The organism is Candidatus Goldiibacteriota bacterium HGW-Goldbacteria-1 (assembly GCA_002839855.1).
GTDB lineage: Bacteria > Oederibacteriota > PGYV01 > PGYV01 > PGYV01 > PGYV01.
This window is the reverse complement of record PGYV01000007.1, coordinates 80,457-106,971: the sequence shown is the minus strand read 5'-3', so window position 1 is coordinate 106,971 and position 26,515 is coordinate 80,457. Positions and strand designations below refer to the sequence as shown.

24 protein-coding genes are annotated in these 26,515 nt (G+C 41.4%); 22 read left to right on the top strand and 2 right to left on the bottom strand.

What is annotated here, in order from left to right; all coding sequences use genetic code 11:
* Window positions 1–184: 184 nt before the first annotated feature.
* Window positions 185–2,176, bottom strand: a complete 1,992-nt coding sequence (locus CVV21_08605) for a hypothetical protein (GenBank protein ID PKL91263.1) — start codon at window positions 2,174–2,176, stop codon at window positions 185–187.
* A 365-nt stretch (window positions 2,177–2,541) separates the two neighbouring features.
* On the opposite strand from CVV21_08605, the gene CVV21_08600 reads away from it, so the two are divergent.
* The 17 genes from CVV21_08600 (at window position 2,542) to CVV21_08520 (ending at window position 18,176) form a co-directional block, all read left to right on the top strand.
* On the top strand, window positions 2,542–3,285 hold the full coding sequence (locus CVV21_08600; GenBank protein ID PKL91262.1) for a hypothetical protein: 744 nt from the start codon (window positions 2,542–2,544) through the stop codon (window positions 3,283–3,285).
* A 328-nt stretch (window positions 3,286–3,613) separates the two neighbouring features.
* Window positions 3,614–4,192 (top strand): RNA polymerase subunit sigma-24, encoded by a 579-nt coding sequence (locus CVV21_08595; GenBank protein ID PKL91261.1) that lies wholly within the window; start codon window positions 3,614–3,616, stop codon window positions 4,190–4,192.
* A 1-nt stretch (window position 4,193) separates the two neighbouring features.
* Complete coding sequence (locus CVV21_08590; GenBank protein PKL91260.1) at window positions 4,194–5,213, top strand: hypothetical protein; 1,020 nt, start codon at window positions 4,194–4,196, stop codon at window positions 5,211–5,213.
* Between the two features lie 194 nt (window positions 5,214–5,407).
* Window positions 5,408–6,307 (top strand): 6-bladed beta-propeller, encoded by a 900-nt coding sequence (locus CVV21_08585; GenBank protein ID PKL91401.1) that lies wholly within the window; start codon window positions 5,408–5,410, stop codon window positions 6,305–6,307.
* A 33-nt stretch (window positions 6,308–6,340) separates the two neighbouring features.
* Window positions 6,341–7,315 carry a 6-bladed beta-propeller gene (locus CVV21_08580; protein ID PKL91259.1) on the top strand — a complete coding sequence of 325 codons (975 nt, stop codon included), beginning with the start codon at window positions 6,341–6,343 and terminating at the stop codon, window positions 7,313–7,315.
* A gap of 291 nt (window positions 7,316–7,606) precedes the next feature.
* Window positions 7,607–8,461, top strand: a complete 855-nt coding sequence (locus CVV21_08575; GenBank protein PKL91400.1) for a 6-bladed beta-propeller — start codon at window positions 7,607–7,609, stop codon at window positions 8,459–8,461.
* 269 nt (window positions 8,462–8,730) lie between these two features.
* Window positions 8,731–9,693 carry a 6-bladed beta-propeller gene (locus CVV21_08570; protein PKL91258.1) on the top strand — a complete coding sequence of 321 codons (963 nt, stop codon included), beginning with the start codon at window positions 8,731–8,733 and terminating at the stop codon, window positions 9,691–9,693.
* Between the two features lie 142 nt (window positions 9,694–9,835).
* Window positions 9,836–11,998, top strand: coding sequence for a hypothetical protein (locus tag CVV21_08565; GenBank protein ID PKL91257.1), 2,163 nt, complete (start codon window positions 9,836–9,838; stop codon window positions 11,996–11,998).
* 98 nt (window positions 11,999–12,096) lie between these two features.
* Complete coding sequence (locus CVV21_08560) at window positions 12,097–12,882, top strand: hypothetical protein (GenBank protein ID PKL91256.1); 786 nt, start codon at window positions 12,097–12,099, stop codon at window positions 12,880–12,882.
* Window positions 12,883–13,053: 171 nt separating this feature from the next.
* Window positions 13,054–14,388 (top strand): B12-binding domain-containing radical SAM protein, encoded by a 1,335-nt coding sequence (locus CVV21_08555; protein PKL91255.1) that lies wholly within the window; start codon window positions 13,054–13,056, stop codon window positions 14,386–14,388.
* A gap of 126 nt (window positions 14,389–14,514) precedes the next feature.
* Entirely contained in the window at window positions 14,515–15,477 is a 963-nt protein-coding gene (locus tag CVV21_08550; GenBank protein PKL91254.1) for a hypothetical protein, read from the top strand.
* Window positions 15,478–15,592: 115 nt separating this feature from the next.
* Window positions 15,593–16,054 (top strand): hypothetical protein, encoded by a 462-nt coding sequence (locus tag CVV21_08545; GenBank protein ID PKL91253.1) that lies wholly within the window; start codon window positions 15,593–15,595, stop codon window positions 16,052–16,054.
* 9 nt (window positions 16,055–16,063) lie between these two features.
* Entirely contained in the window at window positions 16,064–16,426 is a 363-nt protein-coding gene (locus CVV21_08540; GenBank protein ID PKL91252.1) for a hypothetical protein, read from the top strand.
* 12 nt (window positions 16,427–16,438) lie between these two features.
* On the top strand, window positions 16,439–17,005 hold the full coding sequence (locus tag CVV21_08535; protein PKL91251.1) for a hypothetical protein: 567 nt from the start codon (window positions 16,439–16,441) through the stop codon (window positions 17,003–17,005).
* A gap of 42 nt (window positions 17,006–17,047) precedes the next feature.
* Window positions 17,048–17,278 carry a transposase gene (locus CVV21_08530; protein PKL91250.1) on the top strand — a complete coding sequence of 77 codons (231 nt, stop codon included), beginning with the start codon at window positions 17,048–17,050 and terminating at the stop codon, window positions 17,276–17,278.
* Window positions 17,279–17,294: 16 nt separating this feature from the next.
* Complete coding sequence (locus CVV21_08525) at window positions 17,295–17,696, top strand: hypothetical protein (protein ID PKL91249.1); 402 nt, start codon at window positions 17,295–17,297, stop codon at window positions 17,694–17,696.
* A 270-nt stretch (window positions 17,697–17,966) separates the two neighbouring features.
* Window positions 17,967–18,176 carry a hypothetical protein gene (locus CVV21_08520; protein ID PKL91248.1) on the top strand — a complete coding sequence of 70 codons (210 nt, stop codon included), beginning with the start codon at window positions 17,967–17,969 and terminating at the stop codon, window positions 18,174–18,176.
* A 20-nt stretch (window positions 18,177–18,196) separates the two neighbouring features.
* Here the strand turns inward: CVV21_08520 and CVV21_08515 are convergent, their stop codons facing one another.
* Window positions 18,197–18,382, bottom strand: a complete 186-nt coding sequence (locus CVV21_08515; protein ID PKL91247.1) for a hypothetical protein — start codon at window positions 18,380–18,382, stop codon at window positions 18,197–18,199.
* A 40-nt stretch (window positions 18,383–18,422) separates the two neighbouring features.
* Here CVV21_08515 and CVV21_08510 point away from each other — a divergent pair, with 40 nt between their 5' ends.
* The 5 genes from CVV21_08510 (at window position 18,423) to CVV21_08490 (ending at window position 26,515) form a co-directional block, all read left to right on the top strand.
* Window positions 18,423–20,483, top strand: a complete 2,061-nt coding sequence (locus CVV21_08510; protein PKL91246.1) for a hypothetical protein — start codon at window positions 18,423–18,425, stop codon at window positions 20,481–20,483.
* A 27-nt stretch (window positions 20,484–20,510) separates the two neighbouring features.
* Window positions 20,511–21,773, top strand: a complete 1,263-nt coding sequence (locus CVV21_08505) for a hypothetical protein (GenBank protein PKL91245.1) — start codon at window positions 20,511–20,513, stop codon at window positions 21,771–21,773.
* A gap of 109 nt (window positions 21,774–21,882) precedes the next feature.
* Complete coding sequence (locus tag CVV21_08500; protein PKL91244.1) at window positions 21,883–23,205, top strand: DUF4921 domain-containing protein; 1,323 nt, start codon at window positions 21,883–21,885, stop codon at window positions 23,203–23,205.
* A 56-nt stretch (window positions 23,206–23,261) separates the two neighbouring features.
* On the top strand, window positions 23,262–24,167 hold the full coding sequence (locus CVV21_08495; protein PKL91243.1) for a hypothetical protein: 906 nt from the start codon (window positions 23,262–23,264) through the stop codon (window positions 24,165–24,167).
* Between the two features lie 8 nt (window positions 24,168–24,175).
* Complete coding sequence (locus tag CVV21_08490; protein PKL91242.1) at window positions 24,176–26,515, top strand: hypothetical protein; 2,340 nt, start codon at window positions 24,176–24,178, stop codon at window positions 26,513–26,515.

The window sequence follows — 26,515 nt, the reverse complement described above, 5'->3', positions numbered from 1 at the left end:
TAAAAGGCGCGCCTACCGAAACAAAATCAAAAATTTCGAACAGCAAATTAGTAGTATTTAATGCAGACAAACTTGAATCCATCAGGCGGGATAGATGCGGGTATTCAGCCCGTGCTGTGTTGGTCTGGTTTTTATACTTGTCTTTGCCAAGCCTCTAAGCATCCAACCGTCCAAGCCTCTGCTCTTAATATCCCATCTTTCCCAACTGTTCCACCCATTGTTTTGCGGCCTGGTAATTGGGGTCGTACTTTAAAACTTCAGCAAGTTCCTTCTTCGCGTTTTTATAATCTTTCATCCTGTAATAACACGCACCCAGGTTGTACCGTGCTTCTATAAGCGACGGGGTCACGTCCAAAGCACGTTTGTACATGTCTTTTGCTTTTTCAAAATCTCCGCTGTTAAAATATAAATTTGCCATGTTATTCATGGCTGCCGTAAATTTTGGGTTAAGCGCCAGTGTCTTTTCATATTCTTCAAGCGCCTGTTCGTTCATTCCTTTTGCCATATAGACATTTGCCACGTTGTAATGTGACTCTATAAAATGGGGGAACATGGCAAGGCCGCGGTTGTAATATTTTATTGCGGTGTCAGTGTCCGTAAGCGCGTTATACGCGTTGCCCGCGTATAAAACAAGTTCTATGCTGTCCGTGCCGCGGGCATTAGAAGCCAGTGATTTTTCAAAAGTGTCGCGCGCCTGTGTGTAGTTTCCGGCGGCAAACTGTGCCTGACCCTGTTTAACAAGCACGTTGGCATAAAATACCCTGACCTGAATGACAGAAAAAATAAAAGCGCAAATTCCAAGGATAACCGCTAAAGGCACAGCGGGAATCTTTTTTATCTGCAGGGCGGAGCGTTTTTCGTAAAGCGAAAAGACGCCAAACAGCGCCCATAAAAGAATAAGCGTGGGCGTAACCCTCCACGGGAAATTAAAAAGCCCGTTTATTAAAAACGCGGTAAAAGAAGCTGTTATTCCTATAAGAAGGTTTTTATAAAAAAGATTTTCTTCCTTTAATGCAAGTTTAATTGAAATGAAAAAAGCGGAAAAGAAAAGCAGCAAATAAATTCCAAAACCCGTAAAGCCGTTTTCCGCAAGGGTCTGAAGAAAATCATTATGGGTGTAAAGCTCCACATGCGGTTCCACTTTGGCCGCCATCTTTGGCGCCGCTTTAAGCCAGCGGTCATAAACCCTGCGCTGATAATATGCGGTGTTCAGACTAAAGCCGCCTATGCCCGCGCCGAACACAGGTTTAGCTGCCGCCATCTGAAGGGCGGATTCCCAGTAAAAAAGCCTTACAGCCGCGGAATCGCCGGTTAAATCAAAGCTCTGTTTTAACCTGTCGGTTATTGGGTTGCGGTTAATTGGGTTAGGCACTGTAAACAGTATTATAAGCAGTACAAGAAACGCGCCCATGGACATAAAGAATTTTTTATGGCGCGCAAAATACGTTTTGCCGTAAAATATTCCAAACATTATAAACAGATAAGCCAGAGAGCCAAGAAAACCAAGCCATGCGCCGCGTCCCTGCGATACAATAATCAGAAAGAACATCATTAAAATACATAAGCCGCTGAAAAATTTGGCAAGTTTGTTTATGGGTGAAAGCAAAACCGCGATTAAAACCGGGATCAGTATTGAAAACTGCGCTGCCATGTAGTCCGGATTTCCAAGCGTGGAATAAACGCGGCCTTCGCCGAAAGAAACCCACTTTATGAAATCCATGTGAAAATACTGCATTACCCCGTAAGTTGATACGATAAAATGTGAAGCTATTATAATGTAAAGCAGGCGGGGAATGTCCCGCTTAAAAAAAGTATTAATAATAAGGAAATAGGACAATATAATAAGAAGGCACAGTTTTAAAAACTGCCAGTGAAGCAATACGGCATTCGGGTTAAAAATTGTGCCGCTTATAAACGAAGCGGTAAAGGCGGCGGCTAAAAGGGCTGCGGGAAAAGAAAACGGCGTTACAAACAGTACGCTTTCTTTTTTAAGCGCCATCTTTATAAAAAGCAGGGCTGCTGCCAGGGCTGTAAAAGAGAAGAAAGCGGCTGACTTGGGCATTTCAAAGCTTTCATGGGCGTTAAGGTAAAACGCAAGCGGCACAATAAAAGCCGCGGAGAAAATCAGCAGCCTAAGTGAAAGTTCTGTAAGGTGAATAAGTTTTTTATCTGTCATGACGGTAATTTTACAGCAATATTATTTTTTTGTCATCAGCAAAGACAAAACAGTTTACGGGCGTAATATGCAACCCTTTTTATGTTTTATCACGTCATATATATATAAGCCCCGCGGGCAATTAACTTCCTCCCTCATCCCCAATTGCTCCGGGGCTTATAAATTAAATAATCCGGGAACTATGGCATACCTTATCACGTCCAACTTATGGCTCCGGATTAAGATTATTATCCCTCCCCCCTCTGTAACTCCGTAATCTTATCCGGGGCCTCTAAAACTCCCGGACGTAATAAAAAAGACTTTATAAATTACATATTTTGGCTTAGTATTACCATATATAGAATACAGGCAAAGCGGGGTAAACGATGGAACAGGCACCGGGAATTTGGACAGAAAAATATGATGTTAATGTATATGACGCTGACATAAACGGCAGGCTGAAAATTACTGCGCTGTGCAATTACCTTCAGAATACGGCGTGGCGCCATTACAGCGAAATTGAAAAAGTAAAAGGCGCAATGCTTAAAAGCGGCCATATATGGGCAATGATGCGCCTTGAAGTGGAAATTTATAAAACAGCGGCCTGGGGAAATAAATTAACTGTTGAGACGTGGTCAAAAAACGTGGGAAAAGTTTCCGCGTTTCGTGATTACGATGTTACTGATGAAAATGGCATAAGGATAGCTGCTGCCACCACCACTTGGGTGGTAATAGACCCTGTGACAAAAAAGATTCAGCCTTTAAAGAGCGTGGCTGAAAAATGGCCGGAGCAGAAAGATAAAAGCGCCATAGGCAGGGAAGCGGGCAAAGTGGAAGCGGTTTTAAACCCTGTGGCGTCAGCGGAATATAAAGTTAAGTTTGGGGAATTTGACGTAAACAGGCATGTTAATAATGTGTCGTATATTGATTGGATGAACGAAACGCTGACAAAGGAATACCTTGAAACGCACGAGGTAAAAAGCCTGCTGATAAATTTTATGGAAGAGGCGGAATATGGCGGCAGGGTTACGGCAGTGCTTGAAAAGAAAGATGAAAACACCTTTGCCTGCGCGGTTATAAAAAAAGAAAGCGGTAAAGAAGCGGCAAGGGGAAGGTTTGTATTTAAATAATAGAGGGATAAGCTATAGCGAAAAGATAAGCAAAAAGTTTATAAGCAATTAAGCTATAGCGGAGAACGTAAGCAAAAAGCTAATAAGCAATTAGGCATAAGCTAAAAAAAGGAAATATGGTTTATGTTTACGCTATAGCTTAATTGCTTAATCCGCTATGTTTTATGTTTCGCTATAGCTTATAGCTTAAATCGCTACGGTGCTATGTTTTCGCTATAGCTTAATCCGCTATGTTTTATGTTTCGCTATAGCTTAATTGCCTATAACTTAATCCGCTATATTTACATATGGAACATATTTTAAAATTTGGTGTCATTAAAGGTGAAACTTGGAAGAAAAACAGCTTGTAAAGCTTGCCAAAGACGGCGACAGAAGGGCTTTTGAAGCGCTTGCGGCTTCATGCGCGAAAGAAATATATAACCTTGCGCTGCGGTTATGCGGTGACCGCCACAAAGCGCAGGACATAGCGCAGGACGCGTTTGTTAACGCATATAAAAGCATAGGCAGCTTCCGTGAAGACAGCCCGTTTTCCGCGTGGGTAAGGCGAATAGCCGTGAACGCGTGGAAAAATACGGTAAGATACGAAATTCGCAGGTTTTTTACAAAACACGATTCGCTTGATGACAATTATGAAAGTGATGATGGTGAAATGAAAAAACAGTATGCGTCTTCAGACCCGCCCGCTGATAAAGTTCTGGAAGACAGGCAGAAGAATGATGAAATATACGCGGTGTTGGCGCTTTTAAATCCGGACGCGCGGGAAATGATAGTGTTAAGGGATATGGAAGAAAAAAGCTACGATGAAATTGCCGCGATGACCGGGCTTAATACAGGGACCGTGAAATCAAGAATAGCAAGGGCAAGGGAAGCGTTTAAACAAAAATTCATAAAGATGCAGGGTGGATAAAATGGAGCATAAAAAAGCTTACGGCTTAATATCAGATTATATTGACGGAACGTTAAAGGGAGAGCAGCTGAAAGATTTTCTTGCGCATTTAAAAACATGCAAAGAGTGCAGGCACCAGCTGGATGCGCTGAAGAACGCGGTTCAGTATGCCAAAAGCGGCCGCGCTGAAGACCTTCCTGTTAATTTTCTGGCAACCTTAAGCAAAAGGCTTGATGAAGCTGACAGTAAAAAAGCAAAAAATAAATTCAGCTGGCCTGTTTTTATGAAAGTTTCAGGTACTGTTGCGGCAATGCTTATTGTCGGCGTTTTAGTAAGGCAGATATACGATACAAAAACCATAAAAGCGGATAAAGAGTGGCTGGAAGCGGAAAGTGTTCAAAAGCCTGTCGTTGCAGAGAGGGCAAAAGACACAGAGGAATTAAAAAGTGTAAAACAGGGAATAAATATGGCTGACCTTGCGCCGTTAAAATCAGAAGCGCCTGCCGCAATTACATACGCTAAAAAGAAAAGCGCCGCGCCGTCAAGGGCAAATATGACTAAAGCAGAGGCCGCGCCTGCCGCAGGAATGGCGTCAAAAAGCGCTGCCGCGCCCGCGTATGATACGGCGGATGAAATTGCTCCGGCATCCGCAGCTTCTGTACAGCTGCAGGAACAGGAGATAAACCCGTTCAGCAAAGAAGTTTTTTCAGGCACAAATTCAGGTATGGCAGCGGGAATGAAAGTGGTTTTTAAAAATAAAATGATATGGAATCTGGCGCCCGGGATAATTGCGGACAACCCGTGGCTGGGCAAAGTGGATTTTTCAAGGCAGATGGTGGTGCTGGTAAATTCCGGCGAAAAACCCACGGCAGGATACTCCGCGAAAATTAAAAGCATATCCATACAGGAAACAAAGATTGTGATTCTGTACTCTGAAACCGCGCCGGAAAAAGGCGCAATTACCGCGCAGATGATAACATCCCCTTACAGCATCGCCGTAATCCCCATCTCCTCCAAACCTGTGGAGTTTATAAGGGAATAATTGTCGCACGCTATGAAACTTATTGTTTATAGCGTATTGACTTAATATATAAAAAGCATAAAATTAGTATAAGTTTCAAAATAGAAGGGAATTATTATGCACTTTAGGTTTAAATGTTAATGGGAGGTAATAATATCAAAAAAATATTATTTATATCGTTTGTGCTATATTTGGCATTAATAGGTTGTGTAAAGATGAATTCACCGGCAGCAGGGGAAGATCAAATAATAAATCCGACACTTACACCAAGAATAGTTATGCCTTTGTATATTATAGGAGGAAGCGATAAACAGTTTAATTATCCTCGCGGAGTAGCAGCGGATTCTACGGGTAATATATATGTTACGGATTCAGGTAATTGTAGGATACAAAAATTCACATCAGCAGGAGTGTTTTTAACAAAATGGGGAAGTGAAGGAAACGCAGATGGGCAGTTTAGTAGCCCTGACGGAGTTGCAATAGATTCTGCAGATAATGTATATATTGCGGATAGGCTTAATCATAGAATACAAAAATTCACATCAGCAGGAGTATTTATAACAAAATGGGGAAGTTCCGGAAACGCAGACGGGCAGTTTAATTATCCCTGGGGAGTAGCGGCAGATTCTGCGGGTAATATATATGTGACGGATTCAGATAATTATAGAATACAAAAATTCACATCAGAAGGAGTGTTTATAACAAAATGGGGAAGCCGTGGAACTGGAGATGGACAGTTTTGGGGTCCTACCGGAGTAGCAGCAGATTCTGCGGGTAATGTATATGTGGCGGATGAAGATAATAGCAGGATACAAAAATTCACATCAGCAGGAGTATTTTTAACAAAATGGGGTGGTTTTGGATATGGAGAAGGCCAGTTTTATAATCCTTACGGGGTGGCAGTAGATTCTTCAGATAATGTATATGTGGTGGATCAGTATAATGAAAGGATAAAAAAGTTTACATCGGCAGGAGTGCTTATAACAATATGGGGTGGTTGTGGAGGCGGAGACGGGGAGTTTCATAATCCTTTTGGAATAGCAGTGGATTTAACAGGTAATATTTACGTAGCGGACACCTACAATAGCAGAATTCAAAAGTTTGCTCCACAATAGGATTTATATAATTACAAAACGAAGTGTGATTGAATGCTAAATAGAGGTGATAATATGAAAAAAATAATAGTTATTTCAGTTATGTTATGTGTGGTGTTAATCAGCTGTAAAAAAGCAAGCTTACCGGCAGCGGCGGATAATCCTGAGATTAATCCGATAGTGACGTTTGCGGCAAAGTGGGGGAACTATGGAACCGGAGATGGTCAGTTTAGTTATCCCAGCGGAATTGCAGCATCTGCTGCAGGTGATGTTTATGTGGTGGATCAAGATAATAACAGAATACAAAAGTTTACATCAGAAGGAGTGTTTGTAACAAAATGGGGAAATCAAGGGACTGAAGATGGGCAGTTAAGTTATCCTTGTGGAATTGCGGTAGATTCCACAGGTAATATTTATGTTACAGAATATGGCAATGCCAGAATACAAAAATTTACATCGGCAGGGGTGTTTATAACAAAATGGGGAAGTTTTGGAACTGAAGACGGGAAGTTTTGGAATCCCAGCGATGTGGCAATAGATTCCACAGGTAATGTTTATGTGTCGGATAGCGGTAATCGCAGAATACAAAAGTTTTCATCAGAAGGTGTGTTCATAACAAAATGGGGGAGTCAGGGAACTGAAGATGGGCAGTTTGGTTATCCTTATGGAATTGCAATAGATTCCGCAGATAATATTTATGTGGCGGATGAAAATAATGACAGAATACATAAGTTTACATCAACAGGTGTATTTGTGGCAAAATGGGGGAGTGAAGGAACGGCAGATGGGCAGTTTAATGATCCTTGCGGAGTGGAAGTAGATTCTGCCAGTAATATTTATGTGGTGGATAGTACTAATAGCAGGATACAAAAACTCACATCAACAGGTGTGTTTATAACAAAATGGGGGAGTGAAGGAACCGCTGACGGGCAGTTTGATGGTCCTGACGGAATAGCAGTGGATACCACGGGTAATATTTATGTGACGGACATGTATAATGACAGAATACAAAAGTTTGTTGAACAATAGAATTTTTATAATTATAAAACTACGCAAGGCTGAATATTAAGTGGAGGTAACAATATGAAAAAAATAATAGTTCTTTCAGTTATGTTATGCATGGCGTTAATTGGGTGTAACAGGCATATCTCGCCGGTACCCGTGGAAGACCCGGTTATTTTTTCGACAGATACACAAATATCAGAGGCACAAATAACACAAACAGCAATAGCTCTGGGAACTGCCGGTATTAGTGCGCAGCAGACAGCTACGGCAATAGCTCAACAGACAGCAACTGCACAAGCGACTCAAACTGCGACAATGTCAGTGGTGTTTGTAACAAAATGGGGCGGTTATGGGACAGAAGACGGGCAGTTTTATTATCCTTCCAGAGTGGCGGTAGATTCCACAGGTAATGTTTATGTTACAGATAGTGGCAATAACAGGATAAAAAAATATACATCAGCAGGTGTGTTTATGACAAAATGGGGAAGTTATGGGACTTCGGATGGGTATTTTTATAATCCTTATGACGTAGCGGTAGATTCCACAGGTAATGTTTATGTGTCGGATGCGGCTAATGACAGGATACAAAAATTTACATCGGCAGGGGTGTTTATAACAACATGGGGAAGCGAAGGAACGGCAGATGGGAAGTTTGATGGTCCTCGCGGAATAGCAGTAGATTCTGCAGGAAATGTTTATGTGACGGATAGTAATAATCATAGGATACAAAAATTTACATCAGCAGGTATGTTTATAAAAAAATGGGGAAGTGAAGGAAATTCAGACGGACAATTTTATTCTCCTTACGGAGTGGCAGTAGATTCTACAGGTAATATTTATGTGTCGGATTTTGATAATAACAGAATACAAAAATTCACATCAGAAGGTGTGTTCGTGGCAAAATGGGGAAGTTTTGGAACCGGAGACGGGCAGTTTGATGAACCTCACGGAGTTGCAGTAGATTCTGCGGGAAATGTTTATGTGGCAGATAAGGATAATTGTAGGATACAAAAATTTACATCAGAAGGAGTGTTTGTAATAAAATGGGGAAGTTATGGAAATGGAAACGGGCAATTTAATGATCCTTGCGGGGTAGCAATAGATTCAGCGGGAAATGTTTATGTGGTGGATGGTGGAAATAACAGGATACAAAAGTTTGCTCAACAATAAGGTATTGATTTTTAATAGCAGGAGACAAAAATAGTAATGTTCTACTCCTAAACCGCGCCGGCAAAAGGCGCGATTACCGCGCAGGTAATAACATCCCCTTACAGCATCGCCGTAATCCCCATCTCCTCCAAACCTGTGGAGTTTATAAGGGAGTAATTGTCGCACACTGTGAAACCTATTGTTTATAGCTTATTGACTAAATATATAAAAGGTATAAAATTAAGATAAGTTTTAAAATAGAAGGGAATTATTATACAGTTTAGGTTTAAATGTTAATGGGAGGTAATAATATCAAAAAAATAATAGTTATTTCAGTTATGTTATGTGTGGCGTTAATAAGCTGTAAAGAAACAAGCTCACCGGTAGCGCCGGATAAATTGGCAGTGACGTTTGTGACAAAATGGGGGAGTTATGGAACCGGAGACGGGCAGTTTTATTATCCTGCCGGAGTGGCAGTGGATTCTGCTGGAAATGTATATGTGTCGGATTATGAAAATTACAATATACAAAAATTCACATCAGCAGGAGTGTTTGTAAAAAAATGGGGAAGTGAAGGAACTGCGGACGGACAGTTTGATGCCTCTATGGGACTGGCAGTAGATTCTGTGGATAATGTTTATGTGGTGGACAGTTGGAATAACAGGATACAAAAATTTACATCATCAGGTGTGTTTATAACAAAATGGGGAAGTGGCGGAACCGGAGATGGGGAGTTTAATAATCCTATGAGAGTGGCAGTAGATTCTGCAGGAAATGTTTATGTGTCGGAGTATGGTAATCACAGGATACAAAAATTCACATCAGAAGGAACATTTATAACAAAATGGGGAAGTTTAGGAACCGGAGATGGGGAGTTCAAAGCTCCTATGGGAATTGCAGTAGATTCTGCAGGTAATGTTTATGTGGTGGATAATGATAATTACAGAATTCAAAAATTCACATCAGAAGGAGTATTTGTAACAAAATGGGGAAGTTATGGAACCGGAAATATACAGTTTCATGAACCTAACGAAGTGGCAGTAGATTCTTACGGTAATGTTTATGTTACGGATGTTGGTAATAACAGGATAAAAAAGTTCACATCAGAAGGTGTGTTTGTAACAAATTGGGGGGGTTATGGAAGCGGAGATGGACAGTTTAATGGTCCTGTCGGAGTGGCAGTAGGTTCCGCGGGTAATATATATGTGGCGGATTCTAGTAATTACAGAATACAAAAGTTTGTTCAACAATAATATATAAAGTTTTGTAAGTACTCAAAAGTCCAGGGCCGTAAAGTCTCGGGCTTTTTTTATTTTTTATGGAACTTTTTTACTCCTTTGGTTTCCTGATAGGTGAAGGCGGTTAAGCTTTCAAAAACCTAAAGGAGGAAGGGACATGAAGAAACAAAAAAATCTGTTTTTAGCCTTACTTTTCATCGTTTTATCGGCAGTACAGGTACTTGCATGCAGGATTGCGGTGTTTCCGCACGAAGGGCGCGTTTTGCCCATAGAGACCAGAAAGCACGACGTCAACATCAGCATCAAAAATCAGGTGGCTGATATCACTGTAAATGCCCTGTTTTACAATCCCAACAGTACGGTTCTGGAAGGCGACTATTGGTTTCCGCTTTATGAAGACGCTGCAGTGACATCTTTCACGATGATAGTAAACGGCAAGGAGATGAAGGCGGAAATTCTGGAAGCTGACAAGGCAAGGGCAATTTATGAAGAAATAGTAAGAAGAATGAAAGACCCGGCGCTGTTAGAATTTGCCGGCACAAGGATGCTGCGGCAGAGGGTGTACCCTATTCCCGCGCGCGGAGAAGTTTCGCTTGTACTTAAATACACCCAGCAGTTAAAAACAGTCAACGGAAAGGTAAAGCTGGTTTATCCTTTATCCTCCGCTAAGTCAGACACGGGGTATGTGGGTGAAGTTAATATTAAAGTAAACGTGGAAGATTCAAATGGCATTAAAAATGTTTACTCATCCGGACACAGCATCAATACTGAAATCAGAGAAAATAATTTTGTAAGGGCGTCTTTTAACGCGCGCAATTACAATCCCGACAAGCCTTTTGTTTTTTATTACAGCCCTGTAATAGGCGAAGTGGCGGCCTCTATTATTACGCACGTCAATCACAACGAAGACGGATATTTTACGCTGCTGCTTTCCCCGTCAATTGATGACAGCAGGGAAAAATACATGCCAAAGGATTTTGTTTTTGTCCTTGATAAATCGGGCAGCATGCAGGGCGATAAAATTGAAAAGGCAAAGGACGCGCTGCAGTTCTGCGTGAACACGTTAAAGGGAGGGGACAGGTTCGGTATCATCGCTTTTTCATCTTCTGTTGACGCGATGTCAGGCAGGCTGAAGAATTTTTCCTATCAGGAAAGCGGAAAAGCAAAAAACTTTATCAGGGCAATTTCGGCTGAAGGCGGGACGGATATAAATTCCGCGATGACAGAAGCGCTGTCAATGTTGAAAAAAGAAAAGGGCAGGCTGCCGGTAATTGTTTTTCTAACGGACGGGCTTCCCACAGTGGGTGAAACGGACATAATGAATATTTTAAAGAATACTTCACACGCTAACAGGGCGGACGCCAGAATATTTGTCTTTGGAGTGGGCGAAGACGTAAACACAGGGCTTCTGGATAAAATGAGCGCGGATAACGGCGGTGACTGTGAATACGTAATTAACCCTTCTGATTCAATTGAAGAAAGCGTCTCCTCACTTGCTTCAAGAATTGCAAGCCCGGCGCTTGCGGGAATTACTTTAAGTTTTGACGGCAGCGCGGGGGTATATGACATGTACCCGAAAAAGATACCTGATATGTTTGCCGGCTCTCAGATTACCGTTACCGGCAGGTTTAAGGGAAATGGAATGACGCAGGTAAAGGTAAGCGGAGAGACTTCCGGCAGCAGAAAAGAATTCAGATTCCCCGTGGATTTTTCCGATGACGGCAGGGATGAGTCTGTTATGAAGCTTTGGGCTTCCAAAAAAGTTACTTATCTTATGGATGAAATAAATTTAAGGGGCAGAAACAAAGAAATTGAAAAGGAGATAATTAAGCTTGGCATAAAGTACGGGATAGTCACGCCGTACACTTCCTTTCTTATCACAGATGAATCATTAAAAGATAGGGCGTTAGGCGGGCGCAGCGCGGATTCCGTAATGCAGGACCTGGCAGAGGCAAAGACGGGAAGTTTTGCGGTGCAGCGTTCTAAGAGTATATCGATGGCAAAAAAAGCAGAAGCTGCAGCCCCGGCGTCCATGATGCCATCGGCTGCGGGCATGGATTCATCTGAAGCCGAAGAGATGAACAGGCAGATAAGCGCGGCTGTTGTAAACGCAGGCGGAAGGGCGTTTGTGCTGGATAATAACGGCAGGTACACGGATACGGAATATAATAAGTCAAAGGATACAGTAAAGAGAATAAAGTATTTAAGTAAAGAGTACTTTAAACTCTCCGGGGTTTCCGCGGAGATAAGCGAAATCCTAAGCCTTGGCAATAAAGTGCTGTTTAAACATGACAATATGTTTTATGAAATAGAAGAATAAAACAAGGTCCCGGCCCTGTGCCTCTTGCTGAAAAAACAGGAGAGGCACAGGGCTTTTTTGTTGTATAATTTAACGGCAGAATAATTGAGGAGATAATTATGGTAAAGCAGATAACAGATAAAGAGAAAATAGCGGAGTTTTTATTAAAGTCGCCATATGTGCACCTTTACAAGTTTATGTATATGGAACCGCACCTGTATCCAAACACCATCTGGCACGCCTCTTATGACGGCGATGAAATTAAGGCCGTCTCCCTTATATATAAAGGAAAAGAGCAAAGCGCGTTTTATCTGCTTGAGGAAAAAAATAAAAATAACGCGTCAGAGATACTTGAAGCGGTTATAGATACTCTTCCGGATAAACTTTATTCCCATATCACTCCCGGCATTGAAGCGCCGCTTGAAAAAAAGTATAAAGTAACGTCAAAAAAAGCCCAGCACACTATGGGTATAAACGGCGATATGCTTGTAAATAACTGCATCAAATACCCGCAGTACACCTATAAAGTGAATGAAAGGGATTTTGAAACGCTTTATGATTTTGTGCAGGAAATTAATCCGGGTTTGTTTTTCAGCAGGGAGATGATGAAAACGGGGAAGTATTATATGATAAGAAAAAATTCCGACATAATTACAACCGCGGGCGTTCATTTTTTAGATAATAAACATAAAATAGCTGCCATAGGAAATGTGGCCACTATGCCGGAATTCCGCGGAAAAGGGTATGCGTCATCCATAGTTGCGTCTTTGGTGCGCGACCTGTGGGATGATTATGAATATATAGGGCTTAATGTTAAAGCGGGCAATGAAGCCGCGTTAAAGGCTTACACCAAAATAGGCTTTGTCTCTGCGACCACTCACAATGAAATAATAATGGAAAGATAATGAATAGAGGCTTGGATGGTCAGATGGTTGGAGGCTTGGAAAACCGGAAAAACAGTTCTATAAGTCCTTACGGTAGTTATATTTTTAGTTTGCTGTTCATGTATGTATGTTTTATTCCTGCCAAGCATCTAAGCATCCAAACTTCCAAGCATCTTTTAGCTGTCCGGTAAGATGATTAACGCGCTTTTAATAAATCCCTGGGTTTATGATTTCAAATGCCACGATTTTTGGATGAAGCCTTACGGGCTTTTAAAAATTAGTTCTGTCTTAAAACAATCCGGCGTCAATGTCTCCCTGATTGACTGCATGGACAGGCAGGCGGACGGTATGCCGGAAGGGTTTAAAAAGAGTGACAAACTTGGCAGGGGCATGTTTTACAGCGAAGAGCTGGATAAACCGGAAATATATAAGGCAGTGCCAAGAAAATACAAGCGTTATGGCATGCCGGTTGAACTGTTTAAGGAAAAACTGCGCAAAGCAGAAAAACCGGATATTATTCTGATTACATCTTCAATGACGTATATGTATGAAGGCGTGTTTAAAGCAATCTCTATAATTAAAGATATTTTTCCTTCAATCCCCATAATACTTGGCGGTACTTATGCCACTTTATGTGCGGCGCACGCGGAAAAGCACTCCGGCGCGTCGCGTGTGTGGATGGGCGGCGCGAATGCTGAATATTTTAATCTGCTGGGGAAAGAACTTAAAATGGATTTAAAGCCCATTACAGACGCTGAATTTGCCGATATTGCCCCGGATTACTCTCTATATAATAATACAAACAGCGTGTCCGTAAGATTATCTGAAGGGTGCCCTTTTGCCTGCTCCTACTGCGCCATTAAAGAGACAAGTACAGGGTTTAAGCAGAGAAGCAAAGAGGTAATAATTAATGAACTTGAAACTTACGCGAAACGCGGAATTAAGAATATTGCGGTTTATGATGACGCGCTTTTGTATAAAAATTACTTCATAAAAGACATTTTAAAAAGCATCATTATGGCGGGTTTTGATTTTAAGTTTTACACCCCCAATGGCCTGCACGCGGCGTATATAGATGAAGAGTGCGCGCAGCTTATGAAAAAAACCGGGTTTATGGATTTAAGGCTGTCGCTGGAAACGTCTGATATATCTATGCAGAAAGCCTCCGGCGGCAAGGTTTCAAACAGGCAGTTTTCAGAAGCAGTGAAGATTCTTAAAGGCGCGGGTTTTGAATCAAAGGACATCGGCGCGTATATTCTGGCGGGGCTGCCGGGGCAGAATACAGAAACAATAAAACGCGATATGGAATTTGTGGCGGCAAATAAAGTTCTTATAAAACCCGCAAACTATTCGCCGATACCGGGAACTTTAGAATTTGAAAAAATAAGCGCTGATAAGCGGGCTTTGATAACCGCAGAGCCTCTTATGCAAAACGAAACCTATTATATGGCAATTAACCCGGAATACGGTTATGAAGAAAATGAAAAGATGAAACTTTTCGCCGCGGCATTAAACCAAAATCTTTAAACGCCCTGTCTGGGGTCTGACCCCAGACAGGGCGTTTAAAATCTGCAAGGGCGCCGGGTTATGAAAATAATTTGAAATTTTATATTTAGTATTGTATAGTGGCTTAAAAATAGAGGGGTTTTAGAGATGGGAAGAAAAAGGCGTATAATGCTTGCGGGTGAGTGTTATCATACCTATGCAAGGGGTAACGAAAAGAAAGAAATTTTCAGAGATAATGATGACCGATATAAGTTTGTTAATTTAGTTGGCAAAGCCAAAAAAAAGTATTCATTCATTTTATATGCTTTTGTACTTATGCCAAATCATTATCATTTACTTTTAGAAACGTCCGCACCCAACCTTCCGGATATCATGAAGTTCATCAATGCTTCCTATTCAACTTATTTTAACTGGAGGCATAAACGGGTTGGCCATCTGTTTCAGGGCAGATATGGATGCCAGCTGGTTGAAAAACATCCATTTTTACCTGAACTTACCAGGTATATTCATCTTAATCCTGTTAAAGCAAAATTGTGTAAAAAAATCTCGGAATATAAATGGAGCAGTTATCATGAGTATTGCGGAAAGAAAGGGTTTGGATTATCAGAAATAGGATGGATGATAAAAAAATACGGCCCTCAGAGAGAAGAAGCATTAGAAAAGTATAAAATGTTTTTATCAGAAAAAGTGGGGACTGAAGCGATAGAAACCGGTCTTTTAGAAAGTTTTGTGATGGGTGGAAATGAGTTTGCTGTCCGGGTTGCCGAGTCCTGCGGGAAAATACAGGAGATTACAAAATTTCGCAGGCCTGCTGTAATGACAGATTATAATAAAGTAATTGCCGAAAGCGCGCGGGTGTTTAATGTATCTATTGAAGAAGTAACGCATAAAAAAGGCAAGCATAACTATGCAAAATCGGCGGCAATATATATTATATGGTCTAACTCGGCGAAAACTTATGGTGAAATTGGGAGTTTGTTTAATAATCTTGATGTATCTTCCGTAAAGAGGCGGGTTGCTTCTGTTAAGAGAGAACTTCAGATAAATGTGTATCTACAGGATAAGATAGAAAGCATAATCAAGGGTCTAAACGCCCTATCTGGGGTCTGACCCCAGACAGGGCGTTTAGACTGAGAATAACGGTGTATAAAATACAGCAACCGTATTTTTTGCATTTTTTTGCGGCTTATGTTATAACTAGAAAAATAATTTTTGGAGGATAGAAATGAAAAAATTAACCGTTGTAATGCTTTCCCTTGTATTTGTTTTAATGATGGCCATCGGCGCGCACGCGTCAAAAAAGGGCTTTGGGCTTGGTGTTGTGCTGGGCCAGCCTACGGGCATCAGTTTTAAATCGTTTATGGACAGAAATTCGGCGCTTGACGTGATGGTTAACTGGGATTTTTATTCGTCCGGCTTGGGCGCGCACGCGCAGTACCTTATACACAATTATGATATATTTAAAGTAAAGCAGGGCAGGCTTCCGTTTTATTTTGGTATCGGCGGTTTTGCGGGATTCTGGAACGGCGGAATGTGGGCGGGAGCCCAGGTTCCGGTAGGGCTTGCGTATGAATTTGCGAAAGACCCTATTGATATCTTTCTTGAAGTAAGGCCGGGTATCCTTCTTTTTCCGGGTATGCACCCTAATGTAAGCGGCGGCCTTGGCATACGCTACTGGTTTCAATAAAAGTTAAAAATGCAGGCTATTGAAAAAAACGGCATCAGGTATGTAAGCGGGATTAAGGGTTCAAAGCTTATTGAAAAAGAGTCAGACGTAAATCTTGTCATGGAAGCGGCGTATGAAAAAGACGCTGACAGGGCGATGTTATATAAGGAAAATCTTCCCGCGGAATTCACAAAACTTGCATCCGGGCAGGCGGGAATGGTTCTGCACAAATTTATGACATACAGGATGAAACTTGCGGTTGTGGTTGATAAAGAGGATACAGAAAAAGGAAAGTTCGCGGAAATGGTTACAGAGGTTAACATGCATAATAACCTTTTTCATGTTTTTACAGAATCAGAAACCGCGGAAGAGTGGCTGGTAAAAGAGAATTAGGGAGAAAATAATATGAAGAAAATAATCATAGCGCTGCTTGCTATCATGATATCCGCGGGCGCGCAGGCAAAGGATACAAACGTGAAAAACGTGCTTATTGTTTACGCTTCTTTTATGGGTTCAACGCAGGAAACGGCTGAATTTATGGCAAAAGAATTAAAAGCCCTTAAACATAATGTAAAAGTGCTTCCTGCCTCGGCAGCTGCTGAGGATATCTCCAAATACGACCTTTTAATTCTCGGCTCCGCAATTCACGGCGGCGCGCCTCATCCTGACATGACAAAGTATGTGGCGGATAATTATACGGCGCTTACAAAAGCAAAGGCGGCTGTTTTCATTCAGTGCGCCACTATTACTTCCGCGAAGGAATATACAAGGGAAAAAGCAAAGCGCTATCCGCAAAAGGTGGCGATTGGGTTTATCCCTGTTTCAACCGCCGTGTTCGGCGGCGTGGTCACAGAACCCAACAACGGGTTTGAAAAATTTATGGGAAAAATGATACTTGGCCTGGAAAAATACGGGGACTTCAGAAATTGGGAAGAAATTAAAGCGTGGACTATAAGCCTTATGCAAAAATAAATAACAGCCGTATTTAAAGCGCTGTTATAAAAGGGGAAAATTTTGAATAAAGAAATCAGGGAACTTACGATTTTGCTTTTGAAACTTACGTCGTGGGAAGAAAAAGAAAGGGGTATTAAAACCATTCACAGCCAGAAAAATTACCCTTTCAAACTTCTTACGGAACTTGTCAAAGAAGGGTATATAGAAGGAAGCAAGAAATCTAAAACCGTGACCATGCTTGAAAAAGGCATGAAGGCCGCGGAAGAACTTGAAAAAAAGTATTTTAAATAGGTATTAGGGAGAAGTTATGTATAAAATGGCGCAGGAAGTGCACCTTAGCGACACGGATGTAACCGGGCAGGTCTATTACGCGCGCCCACTTGAATGGATGGAATGGTGCAGGGTGAACTGGTTTCAGGAAAAGTACGGCAATTTTATGAAGCACGTGGAAGAAACCGGAATTACATTTTTTCCGTCAAAAGTAAATGTGGATTATCTTAAACCCATAATGTTCGGCGATAAACTTGAAATTGAAATGATATCAAAGGAAATAAAAAAAGTTTCGTTTACCCTTGAATACGCCGTTAAAAGACAGGGGGATATGGTTTTAAAAGCGGATGTTTTAATGGTTTGTTTTGACGCAAAAAACAAAAAATTCGCAAAGATAGAAGGGGAGCTGCTGGAATATATCAAGCAGTGCGGCATTTAAAAAAATAACTTTAATCTTGTGGTAAATGATAAATTTGAAACAGGGGAACCTTATTCTTTTTTTCGGCAGTTATAATCATCATAAAAAACTGCATCCTATAAGGGTGCGGTTTTAAATTTTATAAACGGCAGAATTGAATATAGTAAGTGTTATTTGCGTATTTGATGAAATAAAAAATTGACAAAATATATGCGAAAGTGTAAGTTATAAGTGAAAGGGCTGCATATCCTATTACACCGTTAGGATACTGCATTAAACGGGAGATGTAAAATGGATACAAAAGCAAGAATTTTTGCACGGCTGCGCGAAGAAAATAATTTTGTAAGTTTATTTTTATGTGCTTGTGGATATAAAGAATGGATAATAGAAACCGAAGAAAATCCGAAAGAAATATCATGCAGCAACTGCGAAGAAGAATACCTGCTTAAGAAGCAGGGAAGCGGCCATTATATAATAGTGGAAGATGACGCGCCGAGATGAAGTGTTTTATTTTAGAAAATTTATTTAGTAAATCTGACATTAAGCAGCCGGTAAACTTCCGAAATATCAATTACTTTAGAAGCCAAACAAATATCTGTTTTTTTGCCCTTTTTTGCCCATTTGTTCACATTGACATTAAAATATCCCTGTGTTAATTTATATATAATATTATGTATAAGAATAAATCCGGAAGGCGGGTATTCCATATTATAAGGGGCCTTTCGGCACATAAATAAGGAGAAAAAAATGACAAAAAAGCTATTATTGTTTGTTTTAATTGTGTTTTTGCCAATCGTGCTGTTTGCTGTTCCGGGGCTGGAAAAAGCCCAGTCGCAGTACCTTTACCAGGCAGGAAATATGTTTGAAATAGGCAAGTATGCGGACGCAATTATACTTTATGATACCGTGCTTGTTATGGAAAAAGACAGTGTGCAGGCGATTGCCGGAAAAGGCAACTGTTATATGCTTATGGGCAAGGACAAACAGGCAAAAGAGATGTATGATAAGGCGAAATTAATTGACCCTACTTTTAAAGAACCCAATCTGGACAGATATTTTGAAATTGCAAAGCAGCGCGGGCGTAATATTGATAAGATAAGGGAAAAGTATAACAGATTATTTGGCAAGGGCGCAAAGACTGCAGGCGAAGCGGAAACTGCGCTTCCTGTCACGGAAACAACATCAGTAAAACCCGCGGCAGTTACAAAGGAAGAAATAAAAAGGGCTGAAGAAACAAAAGAGTGGTGGAGCAAAGGCGGAAAAGCCAAGATGACTTCGCTTGGCGGCATCAAGCATGTTTATCCGGATTTAAGCACAGCCATGGACGGCGCGTCGCGCGGTATTGAAGCCGGGCTTTTATTCCGCAAGGATTCCCACTTCTTTCAGCTGCAGCCGTTTATTGGAAAGTATAACCATACAATTAAAGCGCCTGATGGCGCGGAGTACAAAACAGAAGTTTTTGCCGCTGATGTAAATGAATCTTTCGGTGAAGTGGGCTGGCCCAATAAATTTTTCATGAACAGCATAAAACCGTATTACATGAATTCATTCAGAAAAGATTCCATGACCCCGCCTGACGGTTCTTTAATACCCAAGTCATGGTACACAAATACCGGCAATATGTACGGCGGAATGTATCTGTTTGGTTTTAAACCAATACCTCTTTTTGGTATTGCCGGAAGGGCTGGTTACAGATATGTACCTTATCAGCAGAGCGATGATGGAGTTGCGACAAATGTGGTCTCCACGGAGCTTACCTGGAACGCCAGCGCAGGCCTTTATCTTCCGTATCTTGCTGTACCCACTGATGAACTTGATATTACCGCGTCTGTCGGCAGTTACAGCCCTTCATTAACCCTTGAAGACATAATGAACGGGAATTTAAGAAACCTGCCGGAATCGCTTCTTTACAGTTATAATAAAAAGCATACTATGTCAAATCCGGTTGATTTCTCAACGCTTCCCACATGGCTTCAGGACCTTATTACCCCTTTGGGGGTATTTGACAGCATAAGAAATGATGTGTCCACTATAATTGAAACAACAGGCTACAATGTAAAAGGAAACCTTCATTATATGACCGGCAACGGGCAGCATGAATTCTTTGCTTTTATGGAAGCCCCGATGAACCTTGAATACAAAGAAAGCACCACGGATGAAATTAATGTTTTAATTTTCGGCGGCGCCCAGAACGTCACCAGAAGCGCGACGGAAAAAGTAAGGCTTGGAAACGGAAGAAAGGTAAAATTTGAAACGGGCATCAGAAATAATTTTACGTTCTTAACCACGGGCGTAAGATACGGTTATGACTACGATGAAATATACACCTACAAGACATCTTCTATATATGACGAAGGAAGGCTTATCGCGAAAAAACACACAATGATAACCGGGCTTAATTTCACGCCCGTTGATCAGCTTACCGTACCGGTGGAATTTGAATACGGTTACGGCACAGCTGAAAATTATAAAGGCGGTATATCCTTAAAATCCGAAACTACGGATTTTGAAGTGCGCGGCGGTATTGAAGTAAAACCTATTCCAAAGGCGGCGCTTCGCGGCGGTATATCATATGAATTTATAAGAAATGACGGAAGTGCCTACGGCAATATTTCTTCGGGGCAGCAGGGAAACCCGTTCTTAAACTGCATCGGTTATTACGCGGGCGGCGGTTTTGATATGCCGCTTTTTGAATTAAATGTGGGTGCAGCGTATAAAAGGCTTTATCCATCGCCTGCAATGTCCGGCGTTAACGTGGACTATGAAGATTTTTTATACGGGTTTGTTGACCTTAACATTTATATTTAAATCATATAGCCGGAGGATTATTTTAAAATGAAAAAAATTATTTTATCAGCAGTATTAGTTGTTATATGCATTGCGGGAATTTCCTGCAAAAGGCCTCTTGCTGTTTCTGTGTCCGCTTCAGCAGAACAGTCATCCGCCATAGACGGTGTATTAAAAGATTTCACAAAAGAGACAGGAATAAAAGTTGTTGTGAATTCATTGCAGGGGACAGCGCCGCAGACAATATCAAACATTTCAGGCGCGCTTAATTCACAGTCAAGCCCGGACTTTGTAATATTTGACCTTGTATGGGTACCGTCTTTTGCCTCCGCAAGTCTGCTTGAACCGCTTGATAAATATATTCAAAGTTCAAAATTTGATACGTCCGTATTTTTTCCAAATGTGTTTTCATCGGTGGATACACGTGAAGGCGTTATAATAGCGCTTCCTTTGACAATGGACGCGGGTGTGGTTTTTTACCGCAAAGACGCTGCAGAGGCTTACGGGCTTACAAATCTTCCGTCATCGTATAAGGAAATTTCGGACTACAGCAGAAACGTTTCCAAAAAAATTAAAAGTGCGGGAAGAGGGGCTCTTCTAAATAATGCGTATTACGCGTTTCAGGGCTCTATAACGGAGCAGACTGTATGTAATTTTATTGAAGCCGCGGTGTCAAATGGCGGCGGAATCTCAGTGCAAAACGGAAAATTTGTAATCAATACCCCGCAGAATAAAAAAGCGCTTGAGATATTAAGTGAGTTGATAAAATCCAAAGTTTCATCAACAAAAAATTACGAACTTGTAAAAGACGAATACATAAGGGCATTTTTTCAGCAGGGAGGCGCTTTTGCCGTAAGGGGCTGGGCTTCAGATATCTCATTTCATAATTCTTCAGTGTCGCTTCTTAAGGGAAAGACAGCAGTGTATGATGTACCGTCTGTTATAAAAGGAAAAAGTTCACCTGTTGCAGGCGGCCTTCATATGGCAGTGGCAGCAAAGTCTGTATCTAAAGACAACGCTTCCAGGCTGGCTTTATATCTTGCATCCAAAAAAGTTCAGAAAAAACTTGCGTTAAGCGGCGGTATTACCCCTTCAAGGGCGGACGTATACTCGGACGCGGAAATTATTTCAATGCGCCCCGAATACGCAGTGCTTCCGGCTCTTTTTTCAAAAGCGGTTTTAAGGCCGGTTGACCCAAGATATCCTAAAGCTTCGGAAATAATGCAGAAATACATCTCCGCGGCTCTGTATGGCGCTTATTTGCCCGCGGATGCGCTTATAAAATGCCAGGCGGAACTGGATCAAATATAAGAGCACGGCAGGCAAAAAGCGGATATTATACAGCTGATTTTTTATGTAATATATTTGATGTTTTCCTGCGTCAAATAACCAACAAAATTTGCAAAAAGGCAGGTGCACTATGTCGGAATACAATGAGTTTTTTATGACCTTAAAAGACGGTACAATAAAACAGATTAACCCTTTTACCGGCACGGAAGTATGGAACGTGCCCGGCCGCGGCAGTAAACCCATAACCAACGACGTACCTTTAAGCGCTAAAAAAATAGAGAAGAAAGATAAAGAAGATTTCTGTAACTTCTGTGAAACAAAATACATCAATACTCCGCCTGAAAATGACAGGCTTGTTAAAAAAGGAAAAAAATATGAAATAATGACAGGTGTTTTTCCTTCTGACCTTGATAAGACGACACCGGTGTTCAGGCGTATCCCCAATCTTTTTGAAATAGTGACTATGGATTACTGGAAAAAGAATTTTGGTTATGTGATGCCCAAAGAAGTGGAAGACGCAAAAAAGAAATATCTTGAAGATAAAAAAGGGCTGGAGCATGTCACACATATTGTGGATATGAAATTAAAACTGCTTGGGCGCAACCCCGACGAAGTTAACTACAATGAAAAAATGGAAATTGCGGACGCGTTTTTTGCCGGCGGCCACGAACTTATAGTAGGCGCCAGGCATCATATTGAAGGCGCGGAGTATGACACACAGCTTTGCAGTTCCGGCGAACTTACCCCCGAAGAGCACTATCAGTACCTTAAGTTTACGATAAGCGGAATGATGAACATTTACAGACACAATAAATACGCGCGCTACGTGGCGGTTTTTCAGAACTGGCTTAAACCCGCGGGCGCTTCTTTTGACCACCTGCACAAACAGCTTGTGGCGCTTGATGAATGGGGAGTGGCGCTGGAACGCGAACGCGACCTGTTAAGGAAAAATCCGAATATATATAATGAAATGGCGGCCAATATGGCGCTATATTACAACCTTGTGGTGGCGGAAAACGAACACGCGATTGCTTTTTCGGATATAGGGCACAGGTATCCCACAATTGCAATTTTTTATAAAGGCGAAAAACCTTTTCCAAAAGACCTTGATGAAAATGAACTTAAAGGTTTTTCTGACATTGTGCATGCCGTACACGCCGCGCTTACAAATCAGACCGCGGCAAACGAAGAATGGTATTACACGCCCAAGGACAGCGTGGACACGGTGCCATGGCATATCCTGATAAAGATGAGGATAAACACACCCGCGGGATTTGAAGGCGGCACAAAAATATACATCAACCCCATGAATCCATATGATTTAAGGGATAAAGTAATAACCAGGCTTATGCATTTAAGGCAGCAGGATAAAATAGCTGATATAAAAATAGGGCAGGAATGCGGGACTGAACCCAACCCGCTGCAGTATTACAGAAAGTATTACAACAGATAGTAAAACCGGCGCCGTTGCGGCGCAGATAAAAAGCATTTAATAAAAAGAGGTGAAGGATGAAACATTTATTTTTTTTAATCGGCGCGGTGTCACTCTTATTTGTATCGTGCGGTACCACTGATTCCGCTATAAAAGATGACCAGCCATACAAAGCAGTATCTGCGCAGGAAAAAAGCGCGGCCGGACAGGCGCCTTCGCTGGAAGAATCTGCGGCAAAGCTTGACGCCAAAACCGTGGCTGCCATTGGCAGTTATGTAATATCTGAAGAAAAATATAAGATAATGAAAAAATATAATGAGGATAAGTATGAATATAAACTTTCCGCGGAGCAGGAAAAAGAGTTTCTGGAATACGTTATAAACAAAAAACTTATGGCGATAGAAGCCAGAAAACTGGGTTACGCGGAAAAAGCCGAAGTGGCGGCCAAATATGAATGGGATTTTGATGAAATTCTTTCCCACGCGTATTATACCGACATGGTGGAAAAAAAGTTAAAAATAACTGACAAAGAGGCAAGGGATTATTACGAAAAAAATAAGGAAGATTTTGTGGAATTATCCGCGCAGCATATGCTTATAAAAAACAGGGACCTTGCATTAAATCTTCGTAAAAGGATCGCGTCAGGCGAAAGTTTTGACGAACTTACAAAAAAATACAGCGAAGACGCCACCACTAAAGACCAGGGCGGAAAATTGCCGCTTTTTGGAAAAGGCGTGATGGTGGAAGAATTTGAATATGCGGCTTTTATGCTGTCACCCGGCGAAGTATCAGACCCTGTAAAGACAATTTACGGCTACCACCTTATCAAGGTAAATGAAAAAAAGAAAATATCATTTGATGATTCAAAAGAAAAAATAATTCAGATGGTTCAAAATAACAGGCAGAAAGAACTGTTTAACGGCGTGATAACAGGATTAAAAAAGAAATATGAAGTCCGTGTTAATGAAAATCTTTTAAAGTAGGGTGAAAAATGAAAACTAAAAGTCTTATTGCTGTTCTTATTATTGCCGCGTTTATCGCGTGCTGTATACCGGGCTGTTCTCCCAAAGTTGTGGTTAAAGACCCAAACGCCGCGCTTTCCGGCATGAAAATAGAAATTACGGAAGAAGAGTATAAGGAATGGAAAAAACTTGCTTCTGAAGGTATTAATACGGCAGAACGCGCCAAAGGGGCATTCTGGGCGGGGCAGTACTGCCTGAATAAAGGTGACATTCCGGGGGCTGAAAAGTATTTTGGGCATAATGAAAAGTATTATTCTGATATTATCTGGGGGTATTTATCGGTTCTGCGCCTGTCTGAAATAAGCGTTGAAAAAAAAGACACTGAAACAGCGCTGAAAAAATTCAAGGTTCTGGCGGAGAAAAGGCACCAGTTTCCGGAATTCAAGGATGCGGTTTTGGGACGGCTTAAAGAAATAATTTCCGCGCAGAATATGGACGGCCTTAAAAAAATATATGCGGCGCGTTATCATGCCCTTATTGATGAATACGCCCTTTATTACATAATAAAGCAGGACATAAAAGACAGCAATTCCACTGATTTCTTCACGCACGCAAGGTCTTTTGTAATGGAATACAGGGACAGCGAATTCTATCAGGAAGTCTCCGATGAATTCAGAAAAGCGGTGCTGTATAAGCCGGTTAATAAAAGAAAGATAGGCGTTATACTTCCCCTGACCGGAAAAGGCATGGCAGCAGGAGAATCAATTAAAAATGCCATAGAAATGGGAGCCGCGGAATTCAACGCGGGAATTAAGGAAGATGAAGAAAAACTTGCACTTGTGTTTGTGGATGAGTCAATGGACCCCGAAGCCCTTGTAAAAAAAATAGTCAGAGTAATAGAAGAAGATAATGTCATAGCTTTTGCCGGGCCGGTTTTCAGCAATAACGTTAAAAAAATAGCGCCGCTGCTGGAAAGTTACAATGTGATATCCTTTTCTTCAACTGCGGCCAGGCCTGATTTAACGGGTACAAGCCCGTATTTTTTCAGGAACTGCGGTACGGTAAAAGGCCACGCTTACGCGATGGCTAAATACATAACAGGCAGCACTCCATATAGAAAAGTAGCTTCGCTATATCCCAATGACGCGCTGGGGAAATCCCTTAATGATTTTTTTACGGAAAAAATATTACAGGGCGCTTCGCTTTCCGGAAGCGTGGGTTTTGAACCTTCCAAAAGTGATTTTCTTAACTACCTTGTGCCGCTTGGCGGAATTAACACCATGCTTCTTAAGGAAAAGCGCGCGGCAGAGACAAGGTCAATTAACGATAAAATGGAATCTGCAGGTAAACAGATTCTTGAAAAAGCTTTTGAGTACATGAAAGTATACCGTAACTGGGCGGCAACCGATGTATTAAAAGAAGAAGACCTTCCTAAGGTGAATATTGCCCTTTTAAGATTTTCCTGTGAAGGGGAAAATGCCATAAGATACGGGCTTGATATTGACATGACAAAGCAGATGTCATACGCGATGGCAAGGGGTGAAAAAGTACTTGTGGCCAAGCAGGCACAGACAGACGGGCTGATGAACGAAATAGGAGTGGAACCTAAAGATGTTGACAGGGAAATTGCCCTTAACATCGCGCAGCAGCTGAAAAGTGATGTTCTGGTATGGGGTATCATAGAAGAGCGGCAGTCAAATACCATATACGCCAGTTTCATACCGAAAGAAGCTGATTATGACAGCGAGGGAAACACCAAATATTCCTATTCTTTTTCTGATGAAGACTACCTTTATTTTGATGTAACCATAAGGGCTATATCGGCATCAGATGAAACTGCAATTGATGAAATAAAATTTGTATACAGGAAACTTAAAGAACCTAAGTTAAACCCCCTGGGGCTTGAAGCCATTTTTGTCCCTTCCACTGAAAGAAAAATAACCCTTATAAGGGACCAGCTAAAGTATTACGACCTTGACCTGCCTATCTTCTGCGGCACTTTTGACAATCCGGCGTATCTTTTGAATTTTATGGAAAGTTCGCAGGGTATCCATTTTACCTCTGAATTTTTCCCTGATGAGCCGTCTGAAAATATTCAGAAATTCATAACAGATTTTAAGGAAAAATATGCCGCCATGCCGGGTGTAATTGAAGCTAACACGTACGACATGATTAAGATAATGACTGCCATACTGGAATCCGGCGCTGAATCAAGGGAAGCGTTTAAGGATATGCTTAGATCGGTAAGAAATTACGAAGGCGTCACCGGAAAATTTTCCTTTGATTCAAATAATGACCCTGTAAAAGAGTACTATATTATGAAAATAGAAGACGGCATAAAAATTCTTGGCAAAGTAAAGGGAGAATAA